Origin of the sequence: Variovorax sp. Root434 (assembly GCF_001426595.1) — a bacterium.
Taxonomy (GTDB): domain Bacteria; phylum Pseudomonadota; class Gammaproteobacteria; order Burkholderiales; family Burkholderiaceae_C; genus Variovorax.
Window position 1 is genome coordinate 214,302 of the sequence record NZ_LMEK01000012.1, and the last position, 17,060, is coordinate 231,361.

General features: G+C 67.1%; 13 protein-coding genes. 5 read left to right on the forward strand and 8 right to left on the reverse strand.

Features of this window, described 5'->3' with window-relative positions; all coding sequences use genetic code 11:
* Positions 1–25: 25 nt before the first annotated feature.
* The gene (locus ASD05_RS11595; protein WP_056592040.1) at positions 26–1,303 is read right to left on the reverse strand and encodes an SGNH/GDSL hydrolase family protein; all 1,278 of its coding nucleotides are present in this window, start codon (positions 1,301–1,303) and stop codon (positions 26–28) included.
* 107 nt (positions 1,304–1,410) lie between these two features.
* Here ASD05_RS11595 and ASD05_RS11600 point away from each other — a divergent pair, with 107 nt between their 5' ends.
* On the forward strand, positions 1,411–2,400 hold the full coding sequence (locus ASD05_RS11600) for a LysR family transcriptional regulator (protein WP_056592044.1): 990 nt from the start codon (positions 1,411–1,413) through the stop codon (positions 2,398–2,400).
* Here ASD05_RS11600 and ASD05_RS11605 read toward each other — a convergent pair.
* The 3 genes from ASD05_RS11605 to ASD05_RS11615 are packed head-to-tail and all read right to left on the reverse strand — an operon-like array spanning position 2,376 to position 5,223.
* A complete protein-coding gene (locus ASD05_RS11605; protein WP_007834682.1) occupies positions 2,376–2,660 on the reverse strand; it encodes a hypothetical protein in 285 nt (94 codons plus the stop codon). The two genes, ASD05_RS11600 and ASD05_RS11605, sit on opposite strands and share 25 nt — an antisense overlap.
* Before the next feature lie 44 nt (positions 2,661–2,704).
* Positions 2,705–4,231, reverse strand: coding sequence for an amidase (locus tag ASD05_RS11610; RefSeq protein WP_056594291.1), 1,527 nt, complete (start codon positions 4,229–4,231; stop codon positions 2,705–2,707).
* Between the two features lie 8 nt (positions 4,232–4,239).
* Positions 4,240–5,223, reverse strand: coding sequence for a Bug family tripartite tricarboxylate transporter substrate binding protein (locus ASD05_RS11615; protein WP_056592046.1), 984 nt, complete (start codon positions 5,221–5,223; stop codon positions 4,240–4,242).
* A 139-nt stretch (positions 5,224–5,362) separates the two neighbouring features.
* Between ASD05_RS11615 and ASD05_RS11620 the strand changes: the two genes are divergently transcribed.
* Together ASD05_RS11620 and ASD05_RS30455 are read left to right on the forward strand one after the other, a co-directional pair.
* Positions 5,363–6,274 (forward strand): LysR family transcriptional regulator, encoded by a 912-nt coding sequence (locus ASD05_RS11620; protein ID WP_056592049.1) that lies wholly within the window; start codon positions 5,363–5,365, stop codon positions 6,272–6,274.
* A gap of 158 nt (positions 6,275–6,432) precedes the next feature.
* Positions 6,433–6,696 (forward strand): hypothetical protein, encoded by a 264-nt coding sequence (locus ASD05_RS30455; protein ID WP_200955420.1) that lies wholly within the window; start codon positions 6,433–6,435, stop codon positions 6,694–6,696.
* Here the strand turns inward: ASD05_RS30455 and ASD05_RS11625 are convergent.
* On the reverse strand, positions 6,661–7,449 hold the full coding sequence (locus tag ASD05_RS11625) for a response regulator (protein WP_056592051.1): 789 nt from the start codon (positions 7,447–7,449) through the stop codon (positions 6,661–6,663). The genes ASD05_RS30455 and ASD05_RS11625 overlap by 36 nt on opposite strands.
* A gap of 408 nt (positions 7,450–7,857) precedes the next feature.
* Between ASD05_RS11625 and ASD05_RS11630 the strand changes: the two genes are divergently transcribed.
* Positions 7,858–11,301, forward strand: a complete 3,444-nt coding sequence (locus tag ASD05_RS11630; RefSeq protein ID WP_056592054.1) for an autotransporter outer membrane beta-barrel domain-containing protein — start codon at positions 7,858–7,860, stop codon at positions 11,299–11,301.
* 437 nt (positions 11,302–11,738) lie between these two features.
* Here the strand turns inward: ASD05_RS11630 and ASD05_RS11635 are convergent, their stop codons facing one another.
* Positions 11,739–12,863 carry a pyridoxal phosphate-dependent aminotransferase gene (locus ASD05_RS11635; RefSeq protein ID WP_056592057.1) on the reverse strand — a complete coding sequence of 375 codons (1,125 nt, stop codon included), beginning with the start codon at positions 12,861–12,863 and terminating at the stop codon, positions 11,739–11,741.
* 103 nt (positions 12,864–12,966) lie between these two features.
* On the opposite strand from ASD05_RS11635, the gene ASD05_RS11640 reads away from it, so the two are divergent.
* Positions 12,967–14,430 (forward strand): PLP-dependent aminotransferase family protein, encoded by a 1,464-nt coding sequence (locus ASD05_RS11640; RefSeq protein WP_056592060.1) that lies wholly within the window; start codon positions 12,967–12,969, stop codon positions 14,428–14,430.
* Between the two features lie 30 nt (positions 14,431–14,460).
* Here ASD05_RS11640 and ASD05_RS11645 read toward each other — a convergent pair whose 3' ends face one another.
* Both ASD05_RS11645 and ASD05_RS11650 read right to left on the reverse strand, forming a co-directional pair.
* Positions 14,461–14,955, reverse strand: coding sequence for a MarR family winged helix-turn-helix transcriptional regulator (locus ASD05_RS11645; protein ID WP_235507945.1), 495 nt, complete (start codon positions 14,953–14,955; stop codon positions 14,461–14,463).
* Between the two features lie 86 nt (positions 14,956–15,041).
* A complete protein-coding gene (locus ASD05_RS11650; RefSeq protein WP_056592067.1) occupies positions 15,042–16,805 on the reverse strand; it encodes a tannase/feruloyl esterase family alpha/beta hydrolase in 1,764 nt (587 codons plus the stop codon).
* Between the last annotated feature and the right edge of the window lie 255 nt (positions 16,806–17,060).

Here is a 17,060-nt window from a genome sequence, read left to right on the forward strand (position 1 = left end):
CGCGAACCCTGAGGAAAGCGGCTCCCTAGGGCTGGACGGGGGCGCCGAGCAGGGCGTCCAGGTCGATGGCCGCCGCCATCGCCTTGTAGCCGGCATCGCCCGGATGCAGGTGGTCGCCCGAGTCCATTGCCGCCTTCAACCGCGAAGGGCGGGCCGGGTCGCGCAGCAGCGCATCGAAATCGACCACCGCGTCGAACGCCTTGCTCTCGCGAATCCAGCGGTTCACGGTTTGGCGTACCTTGTCCTTGTCGGGCGAATAGTGGCCTTCGAGCGGCGTGCCTTCCAGCGCACGCTCGGTCGGCGCGATGGTGCCGGCCATGATGCGCACGTTGTGGGCATGGGCCATCTCGGCCAGTTGCCGCAGGCCCTGGATGACGGCTTGCGCGCTCACCGCGGGCTCGTTCGGTGCGAAGGGGCCGCCGGGCCAGCCGATGTCGTTGGTACCCAGCAGCACGACCATGGCGCGCACGCCGGGCTGACTGAACACGTCGCGGCCCGCGCGCTCCAGCCCGGCGCGGCCCATGCCGTCCTTCAGCAGGCGGCCGCCGGAGATGCCGGCGTTCAGCACCGCGACGTTGCGGCCCGCCAGCCGTTCGGCCAGCGCGTCGGGCCAGCGGGTGTTGGCGCCGGGCGTGGAGCCGTTGCCGTCGGTCAGCGAATCGCCGAGGGTGACGACGGTGATGGGTGGCCGCGGCGTCTCGACCATGAGGCCGCTCACGTAGACGCGGGTGCTCCACGCGGTGGCCGTGGCAGGCAAGCGCTGCGCCGCGCTCAGGTCGCCGTCGGCCACGTAGGCCGTCTGGCGTGCGTCGAAATGAAAACCCGCGGGCTGGCTGGGCTGCGGCAGGTAGAGCGACACGGCCACCTCGGCGATTGCAGGCAGGGCAATGTCCACCGGGTCGCTGACCAGCCGCGCGCCGGGCGGGATGGTGACTTCGGCCTGCCCGCCGAAGCGCAGCGGCCGGTCGCTGCCTTCGACGACCCCCGAGCCCTCGGCATGCCGCGCCACGCGCGCCGCGCCGATGTGCAGCGGCGTGGCGCCGCTTTCGTTGCTGATCGCCACGCGAAGCCGCGAGCCGCCGATGCTCAGCCGCGCGACCTGCCGCACGGTCTGCCGGTTGAACTGGAACGGCAGGCCGGTGGGCAGCACGAAGTCGCCGCTCCAGATCGGCTGCGTGCTGGACATCCAGCTGGGGCTCCAGTGCGCGGCAGCCGGTTCGGCCACCGAGCCGGCAGCCATGCCGGCCAGGGTGAGTGCGAGGGCGCCGTGGCGCAGGATCGATGCGAATTTCGGGGTTGTCATGGGAGTCCTTCGATGAGCGGTAAGGCCAGGACTCGACTTTCTTTCATGCGCATCCGGATGGGTAGAAGGCAGAATGGCATGCAGACCATTCCATATCCGAATAAATCATGGACACCCTGCGCGCCCTCGAAGCCTTCGTGCACAGCGTGGAGCTGGGCAGCCTGTCGGGCGCGGCCCGCGCGCTCGGCACCACGCAGCCGACCGTCAGCAAGCTGGTCGCGGGACTGGAACGCTCGCTCGGGGTGCGCCTGCTGCGGCGCACGGCGGCCGGCCTGAGCCTGACGGAGGAGGGGCAGCGCTTTCACGAGCGCGCACGGCGCATGCTGGAGGACTACGGCGACGCGGTGTCCGATGCACGCGAAGGCATCCAGCAGCCGCGCGGCCTGCTGCGCATGAGCGCGCCGGTGACGATGGGCCAGCGGCATCTCAATGCGATGGCGCTGGAGTTCCTGGGCCTGTATCCGGACATCGAACTGGAGCTGGTGCTCGACGACCGCTTCGTCGATCCGCTGGAGGAGCGCATCGACGTGTCGCTGCGCGTCGGCGGCGCCTTGCCGCCCGACCTCGTCGCTCGCCACCTGGGCACGTGGCCGCGCGTGCTGGTCGCCTCGCCCGAGTACATCGCGGCGCGCGGCAGGCCGCGCAAGCCGCAGGACCTGCTGGCGCACGACTACCTGCGCTACGCATCAGGCGACGACGGCGTGCTGCTGCAGGGCCCTGAAGGCTCCGTCACGGTGCCGGTGCGCAGCCGCTACCGCGTGAACAACGCGGTGGCTTTGCTCGACAGCGTGCTCGGCGGCGCAGGCATTTCGCTGCAGCCCACCTGGATGGTGGCCGACCTGCTCGCGCAAGGCCGGCTGGTGCGCGTGCTGGGCCGTCACACCGGTCCGCCGCAGGAGGCGCACCTGCTGTATGCCCCGCGCCGCCAACTGCCGCTGCGGGTGCGCGTGCTGGTGGACTTTCTGTCGGAGCGGGTGGCGAAGCTGCCGGGCGCCTCCCGCGCGGTTGTTTCTTCTGGGTCCAGCGGCAGCCGCAGGCCGGCTCCCGAGTCGTTGCGAAAGAAGACGGCAGGTCAGTCGAGGCGGATCTCGAAGTAGGCCTCGTCGGCTTCACCGAGCGCGCGGAAGCCCGCGGTCTTCGCGGCTTCGTAGGCCTTGGCCCAGGTGGCGGCCAGTGCGAGTTCGTCCTTGGTGAGTTCGTCGGCGCTGGACTCGCTGGCGTTCTCGAATGCCTTCAGCGCAGGTTCGACGCCGTCGCCCAGCAGCTTGTCGAGTTCACGGCGGAAGCGCGACTCCGCGGTGGCGATGACGTCGGCCGGGGCGTCGGGAAAGTCGACCAGTTTCACTGTGTAGCTCATGGCCGGATGCTACGTGATGCAGGTGCCGGGAGCGGCACCTTCGCTCAGACGACCGACACAGCGGCGGACCCTTCGGCGCGGCTGTCGAAAATCGGCGGCGTCTTGACGATCGACGTCAGCGCGGGCTCGGCCGCGCGCAACGAGGCCAGGTCGGGGCGCGGACGGCGCAGCTGCGCATCCGACGAGAACGCCGCCTCCATCGCATGCGCCGCACCCAGCACCTGGTGGTCGGCCCTGAACCCACCCACGATCTGCAGCCCGAACGGCATGCCCGCGTGGTCGAGGCCGCAAGGCAGCGAAATTGCCGGGTGCGTCGTCAGCGTGACCACGTAGGTCAGCGCGAGCCAGCGGTAGTAGTTGGCCTGCGTCTCGCCATTGATGGTGTCGGCGTACAGCTGCGTCCACGGGAAGGGCGAGACCGGTGTGGTTGGCGACAGCACCAGGTCGTAGTCGGCGAAGGTCGCCTGGAAGCGCTTGAGCAGCCGGGTCTGTTCGGCCTGCGCCCAGGCGCTGTCGAGCAGGCTCATGCGCGCGCCCATCTCGTAGTTGGCGCGCGGATTGGGGCCCAGGCTGTTCGGGTCGCGCTCGTAGGCTGCCTGCATGCCCGCCACGAAGGCCTCGGCGCGCAGCACATCGAAGCAGCGATGCGCTTCGCCCATGTCGAACTCGACCTTGTCGCAGCGGCCGAACAGATGCCGCATGGCTTCGATCTTGCGGCGGAAGGTGACGCGGATGCCGTCGTCGACCGCGCAAGTGCCGAAGTCTTCGGTCCATGCCACGCGCAGCTGGCCCAGGTCGACGGGCGGTGGCACGAGAAAGGACATCGGGTCCAGCGGATAGCTCAGCGGGTCGCCCGCGCACATGCCAGCGGAGGCCGCCAGCTGCAGGCAGGCCTCTTCCACGGTGCGGCCCATCGGGCCGACGACCGAGATGGGCGTCCAGCCCAGCGGCTTGCGCACGCTGGGCACCACGCCCGGCGAGGGCCTGAAGCCCACCACGCCGCACTTGGCGGCCGGAATGCGCAGCGAGCCGCCGGTGTCGGAGCCCGTGCACACGGGCAGCATGTCGCAGGCCAGCGCGGCCGCCGAGCCGCCGGAGGAACCGCCGGCATTCAGGTTCGGGTTGAAGGGGTTGCCGGTGGCGCCCCACACGTCGTTGCGCGAGTTGGCGCCCGCGCCCATCTCGGGCACGTTGGTCTTGCCCGCCACGATGGCGCCCGCGCGGCGCAGCCGGGCCACGAGCTCGATGTCTTCCGTCGGCACGTGGTCGCGGTAGATCGCCGAGCCCCAGGTCGTGAGCAGGCCCTCGGTGGGCTCCAGGTCTTTCACGCCCAGCGGCAGGCCATGCAGCAGGCCGAGCGTGTCGCCGCGCAGGACGGCGCTTTCCGCCGCCTTGGCCTCGGCGCGCGCGCGCTCGAAGCAGGTGGCGGTCACCGCGTTGACGAAGGGGTTCACGCGCTCGATCCGCGCGATGCACGCCTCCAGCAGTTCGACGGGCGAGACCGCCTTGCTGCCGATGAGGCGGCGGAGTTCGACGGCGGACTTCTCGACGAGCTCCGTGCCGGTGTTCATGTGGTTCATCAGTCGGCAGTGATGTTGGCGCGCGCCGCAACGGCGCGCATCAGGGGCAATTCACGGGTGATCAGTTCGCTTGCCGCGGCGGCGTTGCTGTAGGTCGGCTCCAAGCCTTGGCCCAGCAGCTTGGTGCGCGTGTCGGGGTCGGCGATGGTCACCGCCAGCGCCTTCTCGAGCTTGGCCTTGACGTCGGCGGGCAGCCCTTTCGGCCCCGCCACCATGAGCCACGAGTCCATGTCGACTTCGGCGTAGCCGCTCTCGGCGAAGGTGGGCACGTCGGGAAGCAGCGCGGAACGCTTCGCGGTGGTCAGTGCAATGGCCTTGATCTTGCCGCTCTTGAGCTGGGGGATCGCCGCGCTCACGGTATCGATGCTGAACGGGATCTGCCCGCCCATCAGGTCGGTCATTGCGGGGGCGCTGCCCTTGTAGGGCACGTGCGTCATCTTCAGACCGGTGGCATGCAGCATGGTCTCGCCGGCGAACTGGGCGGTCGTTCCGGTGCCGAAGGAGCCGTACGAGTATTTGCCCGGCGCGGCCTTCACGTAATCGACGAACTGCTTCACCGTCTGCACCGGCACCTCGCTGTTGGCCAGCAGGATCAGCGCGACGCGCCCCGCGATGCCGATCGGCTCGAAGCTCTTCACCGGGTCGTAGGGCAGGTTGGAGCGGATCGCCGGGTTGACGGTGAATGTGGAGCCCGAGCTGATCAACAGCGTGTAGCCGTCGGGCGCTGCCTTCGACACATAGCTTGCGCCGACGACGGTGCCGGCGCCCGCGCGGTTCTCGACGACGACGGGCTGGCCCAGCTCCTTGCCGAGCCGCTGCGCAATCACGCGGCCGTTGACGTCCGTCGCGCCGCCGGGCGGGAAGGGAATCACCAGCGTGATGGGGCGCGACGGGAAACCCGTGTCCGCGGCGAGGGCGGCCAACGGTGCAAGACCAAGGCAGGACAGCAGCACCATGCCGACCATGAGCGGGAGACGGTTCATCGGGATACTCCTGGAGCTAGGGGGATGAGTTCATCCTAGGAGTGGCGGGGCGCTGCTACAAGCGCAATGTTTAGAATTGTCGATTGCCGATTCGGCAATCGATGCAGGCCGCTTGCGGCCGCACCAACCGGGGAAATCCATGGCAATTCGCGCCTTGCAGGAAACCGCGGCCCGGTACTTTCTAGAGGTTGTGAAGACCGGTTCCGTGAAGGACGCCGCGCTCAAGCTCAACGTCGCGCCCTCTGCGGTCAGCCGGCAGGTGGCGCGGCTGGAGCGCGAGCTCGACACGCTCCTGTTCGAGCGCCACGCGCGCGGCATGGTGCCCAATGCGGCCGGCGAGATGCTGGCCGCGCACGCCAAGCGGGCGCAGCAGGACATCGAGCGGGTCACCAACGACATCGCCGGCCTGCGCGGCCTGCGCAGCGGGCATGTGCGCGTGGCGAGCACAGAGGGTTTTGCCTTCGACTTCATCCCGACGCTGATCGCGCAGTTCCGGCAAAAGCACGAGGGCATCCGCTTTCACCTCGAGGTCTGTTCGCTGGGCGACATTTCCAGGCGCGTGCGCGACGGCGAAGCCGACGTGGGCATCACCTTGAGCGCTGTGCCCGAGCCCGGCATCGAGATCGAACTGCGGCACCCCAGCCCCATCCTGGCCGTGATGGCGAGGGATCACCCCCTGGCGATGCAGCGGCAGTTGTCGCTGCGCCAGGTGGTGGCGTACCCGCTGGGGTTGCCGCAGGAAGACAGCTCGATCCGGCGCCTGCTCGACGCCAGCTGCATCCGGCAGGGTTTGCGCTATGAGCAGGCCATGTCCAGCAACCATGCGAGTGCGCTGCTGAGCTTTGCGGCGGCCGGCGGCAGCATCGCTTTCTACGGCGCGCTGTCGATGCGCACGCTGCTGCGCAGCAAGGCGCTGGTCGCCATTCCGCTCAAGGACCGCGAGATGAACGAGCGCCACCTCGAGATCGAGACCATGGCGGGGCGCTCGCTGCCCGATGCCGGGAAAGCCTTTGTGCGGTTTCTGGTCGAGGCCGTGAAAGCCTCGGGCTGATACGGCCGCTCGGCAAGGACCGCTCCATGCCGATCGCGTGCGGACCTCCTATAAATACGGGATGCCTGGAGAGGCTCCTTTCGGGTCAACTCGGACATTTGCAAGCATGCGAAAGCGGAGCAATGCCGAGACGGACCATCCACAGCGCGACCATCACCTTGAAACTGCCATTCGACCTGGATGCCAGCGAAGAGGTCACTGCCCTTCGGGCTGCCGGCATTCCCGTTGACGCGCAGGGCAATGCAGAACGGGGCTTTCTCTTCGTCAGGTTCGGCGAAGAAAGAGGAAAGCAAACCAACATCTTTCGATGGTTTGCCGGCGGGGTAGGGCCAGACCATCACGATTTCCGCACCGCGTCTCGATCCCGCGAACACAGTGTCGCGCGCTCAGGCGACGTGCTCAATGGCCGGATGCCCAACTAGCTTCGCGTCCAGGTCGGGTGGTCGGACAACCCCGCCTTCGCCGCTGGGGTCGAACATATACCCGACGCCCCAGACTGTCAGGATGTAAGAGAACGGCCCGTTCTGCAATAGCTTTCGAAGCCGGGAGACTTGCACATCCAGGCTGCGCTCGAAAGCACCGAGTTCGCGGCCGCGCGCGACCTGCGCGAGTTTTTCCCGCGAAAGCGGCTGCCCCGCATGGCGGACCAGCACCTTGAGTATCGCGATCTGAACAGTTGTGATGCCCAGGATTTGCCCGTCCCTGCGAAGCGTGCGCGTGCCCAGGTTGAATTCGAATGGACCGAACCGGACCACCTCGTTTCTGCTCGAAGGACCGCCCGGCTCCTCCCTCGGAGGGCTGCGTCGCAGAATTGCCTGGATACGCGCTCGTATTTCCCTGGGATTGAATGGTTTGCGGACATAGTCGTCCGCGCCCATCATCAATCCTGCAATTCGATCGGTATCTTGCGCCTGCGCACTGAGAATGATGATAGGGATCCGGATGCCATTGGCTCGCAGCCGCTGGCAGATCGAAAAGCCGTCCTCGTCCGGCAGCAGCAGGTCGAGCACGATGAGGTCGATCGCGCGGCGCCGCAGGATCGACGAGAGCGATGCACCGTTCTCGGCCTCGAATACTTCGAATCCCTCTTGCGAAAGGTAGCTGCCTAGCAATTGCCGCACGCGGAGGTCGTCATCAACTATCGCGATCGCGTCGGCTCGGTGGGCTATCGTCATGGAAGCAAACTTTGTTAAATGAGAATCTCGGCCGTGTCTCGGTGTTTTGCGGGGTTATAGGGCCGCACCAGTTGATTGATCAAATCCATCAAATTCGGCCGAAGGGCTATTTGCGGAGCGAAAAAGAAGCCTGTTCCGAACCCTGTTGTTTCCAATTGACACGATAAATGAAATTCAGTCGCTCATATTTCAATGTAATCCTGTGATCGATTCAGGATGCAATAAAAACAAATGTGAATAAATTGGCGTTTATACGGGTGAATGCATAATTCGGGCTGAGGCGAAAGCTCCATTTACGATTGTTTCTATTTAGAGTCCGCGGCTCGCACAGGGAGGCATGAGAGCACCGGAAACACCGGCGCCCGCGCCCGCAGTTCTTGCGGAGCGCATTGCCAGGACAGACAGGTTATGAACCGGATTTTTCGCGTCATCTGGAACGACGCACTCGCCCTTTGGACCGTCGCTTCCGAATTGGGACGTGGCCACGCAAGATCTACCTCAGCCACGCAGGGCGTGGCCCTGCTAGCCGCCACTTTGCTGGCGGCTGCTTCCTTGCCCGCCTCCGCCGCATGTACGACGGGTACGAATGCCAATGCGATCAATTGCACGGGAAACCAGACCACGACCGTCGGGACGGGCCCAGCCACGGCTGACAACACCTCAGTAGACGTGCAGCCGGGTGCGCTGATCGACACGGGCAACAGTTCCGCGATCAGCCTTGGCAACCAAGCCACCATCACGGTCCGAAGCGGCGCCACGGTCCGGAACGTCTCCACCAACGGGAACAGTCCTTACCCGGGCGGCATCGGCGCCAACACGATCGAGTTCAACAGCAACAGCACCCTCACTATCGAGCAGAACGCCAACGTCTTCGCGGATGGAACTGCCGGCAATTCGGAGGCCGTGAATCCCGTGGGCAGCGGCAACACGATCATCAATCACGGAACCGTGCGATCGACCCACGCGGCGATCTGGTTCCAGGCGAACTCCGGCCACAACACCATCCTCAACACTGGCACGATGGAAGCGGGCTATGTAGCAGGCAGCACCAACCCAGGCATTGCCACGGTGTTCGGTGCCAACGGCACCTCTTCCGTCGATTTCACCAACAAGGGCAGCGTCATCGGCTCGCTCAACTTTGCCAACGGCAACGACTCGCTGCATGTCTACACGGGGTCTTCGATCACCGGCAACATCAGCGGCGGCGGCGGTGCCAACCTTCTCACGCTCGAAAGCGACGACGGTGGCGCCTCGACGTTTGCTCCGCTTTCCCTGACTGGATTCCAGACGCTGCAGAGCAACGCCGGGGTCTGGACCTTCAACGTCGCGCTGCCATCCTCGGGCATCACCAGCACGACCGTCAATGGCGGCACCCTGATCCTCGGTGCCAGTGCGAGCGCCTACACAGGCAGCATGACGGTCGGTTCGGGTGGCGTGCTGCAAAGCAGCGCGCAATTCGCGCCGGCGGCGATCACCGACAACGGACTCGTGCGCTTCGCCCAGCCCGACAACGCCACCTACGCCGGCCTGGTGAGCGGCTCGGGCGGGATCGAGAAGACCGGCGCAGGCACGCTCACGCTGGCACAGGACCAGACCTTCACAGGCACCACCACGGTCAGCGCTGGTGTGCTGCAGCTCGGCAATGGCGGCACCACCGGCGCGGTGAAGGGCGACATCGTCGACAACGCAACGCTGACCGTCCAACGCTCGAACGCGCTGACGCTATCAGGCACCATCAGCGGCACCGGCGCACTTGTGCAGGCCGGCACGGGCACCACGATCCTCACCGCCGACAACAGCTACGCAGGCGGCACCACCATCAGTGCGGGAACGCTGCAGCTCGGCAACGGCGGCACCACGGGCAGCATCGTGGGCAACATCCTGAACAACGCGACGCTGGCCATCAACCGCTCGAATGCGCTCACACTGTCGAGCACGATCAGCGGCACCGGCTTGCTCGTGAAAGAGGGCGCCGGCACCGCGACGCTGACCGCAGCCAACAGCTACAGCGGGGGCACCGCGCTCAAGCAGGGCCGATTGAACGTCCGCAACAGCCTGGCGCTGGGCACCGGCGCGCTGGCAATGGACAACGGCACCACGCTCGGCTTCGCCGCCGACGGCCTGAACCTCGCCAACGCCATCGTGCTGACCGGCAGCGAAGACCCGGTCATCGACACCGGCAGCTTCAGCGCAGCGCTCAGCGGCAACATCAGCGGCAGCGGCTTCATCACCAAGCTGGGCAGTGGCACCCTCACGCTCTCGGGCGCCAACAGCTACACCGGCGCGACCGACGTGGCCGAAGGCACCCTGAGGGCAGGCGCGACCGGCACCTTCAGTGCAGCCTCGGCGCACACGGTGGAAAGCGGTGCCACGCTCGACCTCGCGGGCTTCAGCCAGACAGTGGCCTCGCTCGCCAACAGCGGCACCGTCTCGCTGGTGGGCACCGCTCCGGGCACCACGCTCACCGTCACCGGCGCCTATGCCGGCAACAACGGCGTGCTGCGGCTGGGCACCTTCCTGGGCGACAGCAGCAGCGTGAGCGACCGGCTGGTGCTCGACGGCGCGAGCGCCTCGGCCAGCGGCCGCACCAGCGTGCAGATCACGCAACTCGGTGGCCTGGGCGCGCTGACCACGGGCAACGGCATCGAGGTGATCTCGGGGCGCAACGGTGCCACCACCACCGCGCAGACCACGAAGGACGCCTTCTCTCTCGCAGGCGGCCACGTCGATGCGGGCGCCTACGAATACCGCTTGCATGCCGCCGACGCGAGCGGTGCCGGCGAGAACTGGTACCTGCGCTCGACCACCACGGCGACGGTATCGACGGCAACGCCAGCAACAGGCGCCACAGGCACCACAGGCCCGATCACCGTGCAAGTGCCAACCTACCGCGCCGAAGTCCCGCTGCTGTCCGCGTTGCCCAGCCAGGTGCGCCAGATGGATCTGGCCATGATCGGCAACCTGCACCAGCGCATCGGCGACGACGACGTCAAGGCCGGCGGCCCCGCATCGACCGACACCGAGCGCCGTGCCTGGGGCCGTGTGATCGCCACCGACATCGACATTCGCCAGCAGGGCACCGTCAGCCCGCACAGCAAGGGCAACGTCAAGGGCTTCCAGGCCGGCACCGACCTCTTCGCCGCCTCGAATTGGCGTGCCGGCGTGTACGTCGGCCAACTCGACGGCCGCGTCAGGGTCAACGGCTTCGCCAGCGGCATCGCCAACCTGGCCGTCGGTTCCAACGACCTGCGCAGCCACTACCTGGGCGCCTACGGCACCTGGACCGCCGATTCGGGCTTCTATGCCGATGCCGTGCTGCAGGCCGGGCGGCACCGCTACACCGTCGAGCCGTTGTCGACCTCGCGCAGCGCGGGCAAGGGCGACAGCCTGATGGCGTCCATCGAAGTGGGCCAGGCCTTCGCGCTAGGCGAGAGCGGCTGGAAGATCGAGCCGCAGCTCCAGCTGATCCACCAGCACATTGGCCTGGACAACATCGCGATCTCCGGTGCGAACGTGCGGCAGGACAGTGACGACGGCTGGATTGCGCGCGTCGGCGTGCGCCTGAAGGGCGAGATGGCCACGGCGCTCGGCACGCTGCAACCGTACGGCCGCTTCAACCTCTACAAGGCGAGCAGCGGCGCCGACGTGGCCCGCTTCATCGGACCCGCCGCCACGACCGACGTCACGGGCCGCACCGGTTCCACCGTCAGCGAGCTGGCCGGTGGCCTCACCCTGGCGCTGAACCCGACGACCAGCATCTACGGCGAAGTCGGCAAGCTGTGGGCCTCGGGTGGCGCGACGGATGTGAAGACTTCCCTGCAAGGCTCGCTCGGGCTGCGCATGAAGTGGTGAGAGCGCGCCGCGTCATGAATCAGTTCTTGGCGCGGTGCCGTCTTGTGCCGGCAGCCGGGAGGAAGCCCGGCCAGGACAAGAATTCAAAGGTACTTGCCAGCCCCTGTATGAAGCCGGACATCGATCTTCCTTGGACTCCCTTCGATGGTGTGGCAACCTGGTTGTGTCCGAATCTGTGGGATGAGACGAAGCACGTTCCCTTCAGGGGAGCGTTATTCGTTCTTTCCTACAGCGCATCAACCATCTTCTTTTTCTCGGCAGTGATGATTCCCGTCGGGTTGCTTGTTTCCGTTCCGTTGATGACGACGCTTGCAATCGCACTCATCCCCGGGACGGGGTTTGGTATCGCGATGGGTTTGCTTTCTGGTTGGCATTTCAGAAGGAAAGTGCATAGATCCAGGCGGCCATAGCATGGTGGGCCCTTGCCGGGCAAGACCTCAGGCCGCGGCCCACTCCAGCGCCTGGCCCACGCAGTGCAGCGCGGCGGCGAGCTCGGCGTTGGTCGCCAGGCCGAAGCCGAGGCGGAACACACGGGGCTCGTCGCCGAACCAGGGGCCCGGCGCCAGCCGAACACTGCGTTCGTGCAGTGCTGCCTGAAAGCGCTGCAGCGCCGCATCGTCATACACCTGCGGCTTCAGCCGCACGCAGCACAGCGCGCCGGCGTCCGGACGCACCCATTCGATCCGCGCGGCGTGTCGGCCGACCCAGGCTTCGAGCGTCCCCAGGTTGTGCGCGAGATGACGCCGCCGCGCGCCGACGATGTGCTCCCCTTGCTTCAGAACCGTGGCCGCCAGTGCCTCGTCCAGTGGCGAGCACGAGATCACGGTGTTGAACTTTGCCGTGACCAGCGCTTGCCGCAGCGCCGCGTCGCGCACGATCGCCCAGCCGATGCGCAGCCCCGCGGCGCCATGGCACTTGGAGAGCGACGCCACCGTGACCACCCGAGGTCCCAACGCACTGGCGCTGGGCAATGTCGAATCTTCGCCATAGGCAGCCTCGCGATAGGTCTCGTCGACGATCAGCCAGGCATCGGGCGCATGCGTGCGCATCAGCTCGACCACCTCGCGCAGTGTCGACGCCGGGATGGCGACACCCGAGGGGTTCTGCGGCGAAGCGAGGCTCACGATGCGGGTCTTCGGCGAGAGCAGCGCGCGCAGCGCCTCGGGGTCGAGTCGGTAGCCGGCGTCGAAGTTCAGCGGCAGCGAGCGCACGGTCGCGCCGACCGCACCGAGCGTATTGCGCGCGAGCGGAAAGGCCGGTTCGGCGATCACCGCTTCGTCGCCTGGCCCGCAGAGCGTGAAGGCAAGGAGAAACAGCGCATGCATGCCGCCGACCGTGACGACCACATCGTCGGCATCCACGCCATGACGTGCGGCGATCTGCGCGCGCAGCTGCGCACCGCCCGCCGCGGTGCCGTAGCCCAACTGAAGCACGCCGATCTCTGCCTGGTTGGAACCGAGCAGTTCGCCGAGCCAGAGATTCGGTCCCACGCTCTCGGCCAGGTCGTGGCGCGGCGCGCTCGAGACCAGCGAGATGATGTCGTTGTCCGGAAATCGATCCATGGCTTCTCGTACCCGTCTTGTGTGGCTGCCTTCGATGGTGCAAGCTCCGGGTTCAAGATAACAGCCACAGTTTTCTGAAATTGCGACCAGCACAGTTGAATCCATGACGCTCGAAACACATTCCGCCAGCGGTGCCGATCCGCAGCCCGCCACGCGCTTTCGCTACGAAGAGCTGGCCGATTTCATCGCCGGCCTCGTCGAGAGCGGCACGCTGCCCGCCGGCAGCCGCGCGCCATCGCTGCGCGAGATCAGCGCGCAGCACCGCACCAGCCTGAGCACCGCGGTGCAGGCCTATCGGCTGCTCGAGGACCGCGGCGTGCTCGAGGTGCGGCCGCAGTCGGGCTACTACGTGGCCCGGGCACCTACGGCGCTGCCGCTGCCGGCGCCCACGCGGCCGCCGCTGCGCCCGACCAAGGTGGCGGTGTCGAACCTCATGCTGCAACTGCTCGAGAACGCATCGAACGAGGCCTACGTGCCGCTGGGCTGCGCCATTCCTAGCGCACGGATCCTTGCCTCCTCCAAGCTCGATCGCATCCTCGCGCGCACCGCGCGCGTGAAGGGCGCGCAGCTCAACACCTACTCACCGCCGCGCGGCGAGCTGTCGCTGCGCATGGAAATCGCGCGCCGTGCCATGCGCTTCGGACAGGCGTTGTCACCTGACGCCATCGCCATCACCTGCGGCTGCACCGAAGCGTTGGCGCTCGCGCTCGACGCGGTCACCGAGCCTGGCGATGCGGTCGCCATCGAATCGCCGACTTACTTCGGCCTGCTGCAGGTGCTGCGCATGCGCGGCCTGCGGGTGGTGGAGTTGCCCACCGACGCCGGTACCGGCGTGGTGATCGATTCGCTGCGCGACGTGCTCGCCGCGGGCCAGGTGCGCGCCTGCGTGCTGGCTTCGAGCTTCCAGAATCCGCTGGGTTTCACGATGCCGATCGAGAATCGCCGCGAGGTGCTGCGCCTGCTCGCGAAGCACCGCGTGCCGCTGATCGAGGATGACGTCTACGGCGACATCCATTTCGGCGAGGAACGCCCGATTCCCTTCAGCGCGCTCGACCGTCACGACAACACCATCTACTGCGGTTCGTTCTCGAAGACGCTGGCGCCGGGCTATCGCATCGGCTGGATCGTGCCGGGCCGCCACATGGCACGCGTGCTCGAGAGCAAGTTCGCCTCGACGCTGGCCACGCCGGTGCTGACGCAGGCCGCGCTTGCGGACTTTCTCTCGAACGGCGACTACGACCGCCACCTGCGCCGCTTGCGGCGCGAGTTCGCCGACACGCTGGAGCGCATGTCGCGCGTGATCGAGGAAGCCTTTCCGCCGGGGACCAGGATCACTCGGCCAGCGGGCAATTTCGTGCTGTGGCTCGAACTGCCCAAGGCGCTCGACACGCGGACGCTGTTCGCTCAGGCGTTGAAGAAGGGCGTGTGCTTCGCGCCCGGCGTGGTGTTCTCGGCGAGCGGGCGCTATGCCCACTGCATGCGTCTGAGCGGCGGCTACGGCTGGGATGCGCGCATCGAGAAGGGCCTGCGCACGCTGGGCGCGCTCGCGACGAAGGCGCTGCGCTGAGCGAAGAGGCTGCAGCGGGAGACCCGGGGCTCACACCCGCCGGTGCGCAGCCACCCGTTCGAGCAATTCGAACAGCATCCCTCGCTCGCCGGGCGTCAGGTGCGCCAGCAGATCGGCCTCCATCTTCGCCGCGACGGTCTCCGCCTTCTTGACCAGATCGCTGCCTTTGCGCGTGAGCCGTACGTGCGCCGAGCGGCGATCGGTTTCACTGCGGCTGCGATTCAGCAGGCCGCGTTCTTCGAGCCGATCGAGTGTGATCGTGAGGTAAGGCATCGACACGTACAGCGCACGCGCAAGCTGCTTGGGCGTTACATCGCTGTTCGAGTCGACCAGCACGAGCAGCGAGAACTCGACCCGCCGCAGGTTGAAGGGTTCGCCCACGTGCTTCTCGTAGAGGGTCGAGGTGGGGATCGTGGCCTGCGCGAGGCTGTAGCCCAGCAGCCGGCGCATGCGCTCGTCTTCCAGTCCGCTGCGGTCGGGATGGCGAGCGGGTTCATGGGAGGAAGGAGGGGGGCGGGCCGTCATGGAGGCGGCCAGTGTAGCGGTCCGGCCGGACCGATCGCATCCGCCTGGCAGGCGGGCGACCGCATCGCGGCCGGCAGCGCCCGCCGTCAGTTCGCGCAGACGAACTTGCCGGGATCGTTCTGTTCCAGCAGTGCCGCCGGCGCCGAGCCGGTGGTCCCGATGTACTGCGCGTATTGCGGGTAAGGGCACAGGGGCCGCACGCGCGAGGTCACTCCCGCGGGCAGCGTCCAGCCGGCGGTGTCGGGATTGCCAGGCTTCGAGCTCGCGATCAGGCGATCGGGCGCGTTGCCTTTCTCGACCCAGTCGACCACCGCGCTGAATACCGGGAAGGTATCGGTGGCGGGGCCGCCCGAGCAGTGGTTCATGCCGGGCACCGCGAACAGTCGCACGAAGTCCTTCACGGTGCCGTTCGCAGTGTTCCCGGCCAGCGAATCGACCCACTTGGCCGTGTAGTTGAAAGAGAAGACCGGGTCGCTGGTGCCGTGATAAAGAATCAGCTTGCCACCCTTGCCCTTGAGCTTGGACAAGTCGGTCGAGTGCGTGCCCATGAAGCTGTAGGCCGACTCGGTGTAGGTTCCGTCGGTGGCCTTGATCTTCGGCGCGTCGGCATCCCAGTCGAAGCGCAACTGGAACTGCACCAGTGAGTTGCCGGTCGCCAGGCCTTGTGTCGGCGGGGTGGTGAAGATCAGCGGACCCGCGCCGCCGCCGAGGGTGGCGTTGATCGCATCGTTCGCGCCGCTCGTGCGGTAGCCGAATCCGGTCTTCCAGATCTGCCAGCCGAAGGCGCCGATGCCTGCGTCCCAGGGCCAGTCCGAGTAGAGCGCGTCGCCGGCGCTGTTTTTCACGCCGCCCATCACCTTCTGCATGGCCGTGACCTGGGCCGGCACGAGGCAGCCCGGCGCGCCTGGTGCGCCAGGCGCGCCGCAGGCCAGCGTGCTGACATCGAAGGTGCAGGAGCGCTTGTTGATCATGCCGTCGACCAGTCCGTCGTCGGCATCGCACTTGGCCAGTACCGCTTGCTGCAGGGCCGCCCATTGCGCGGGCTGGAAGGCGGCATTCATCAGCGGGGTCGAGTTCGAGGCGCCGGGGCCCGTGGTTTCCAGGAAACCCTGCGCTTGCGCCGCAGCCGCGAACTGCTGCGTGTCCCAGGCCTCTGCGAGCCAGGCCTTCGGAAGATCCGACCCGGGGTCTCCGGCGACCACGCCGTCGAACTCGTCGCCGAAGCGCTGCGAAACCATCATCGCTTCGCGTCCGCCTTCGGAGCAGCCCATGAAATAGGCGTAGTCCTGCTTCTTGGCGTAGTAGCGCGCGACCAGCTGATTGGCGAGCTGCTTGGTCTGGCCAATCGCGTTGTAGCCGAAATCCACGCGCGCCACGGGGTCGAGTCCGAAGGAGGCCGTGCCCGCGTTGTTCGGATCGTTGTTGGTCGCGTTGCTGTGGCCGCTGTCGTTCGAGACGGTGGCATAGCCCGACAGCAGTGGCTGGATGGCTTCACCGTTGCTGATGGCGCCCGTGGTGTCTGGCACCGAGCCATCGGAGCCGCCGCCGCCACTCATGAACATGCGGCCGTTCCACCGCGTCGGCAGGTTGATCTGGAACGTGATCGCATAGGTCGACATCGCGTCGGTTTGGCCCGCGGCCTGAAGGCCCTTGCGGCCGCCGTTGATAGTGCCGGCCACCGCGCAGTAGCTTTGCGGATTGCCGCTCGCGTCGGTCGCGGTGGTCTTCGCGATCTTGGTCGAAGTGATGCTCACGGTGCGTCCCGCGGCCGAGAGCTCGGCCGCCAGTGCCGCGACCGCAGCACAGCCGCCGGCCTCGTCGGGCGTGTTGAGCAGCGCGGGCTGTGACACGGGTGCCGGCGCGGGAGGGGGCGGGGGTGAAGTGGGCGCGGGGGCCGGTGTCGGCAACAAGGTGAACGCGGAAGACGGCCCGTCGCTCCCTCCGCATCCGCTTGCGGCGGCTGCCGCGACGACACAGGCCAGCAGCGGCCTCCAGGTTGGGGAACTCATTCGATTGTCTCCGGTTGTTAACTAATTTCCGAGCCCGCATTACCCGATTCCCCTCGTGAAATTGGAGGAAACGAGTCGTTCGAACGGGAGAATAGT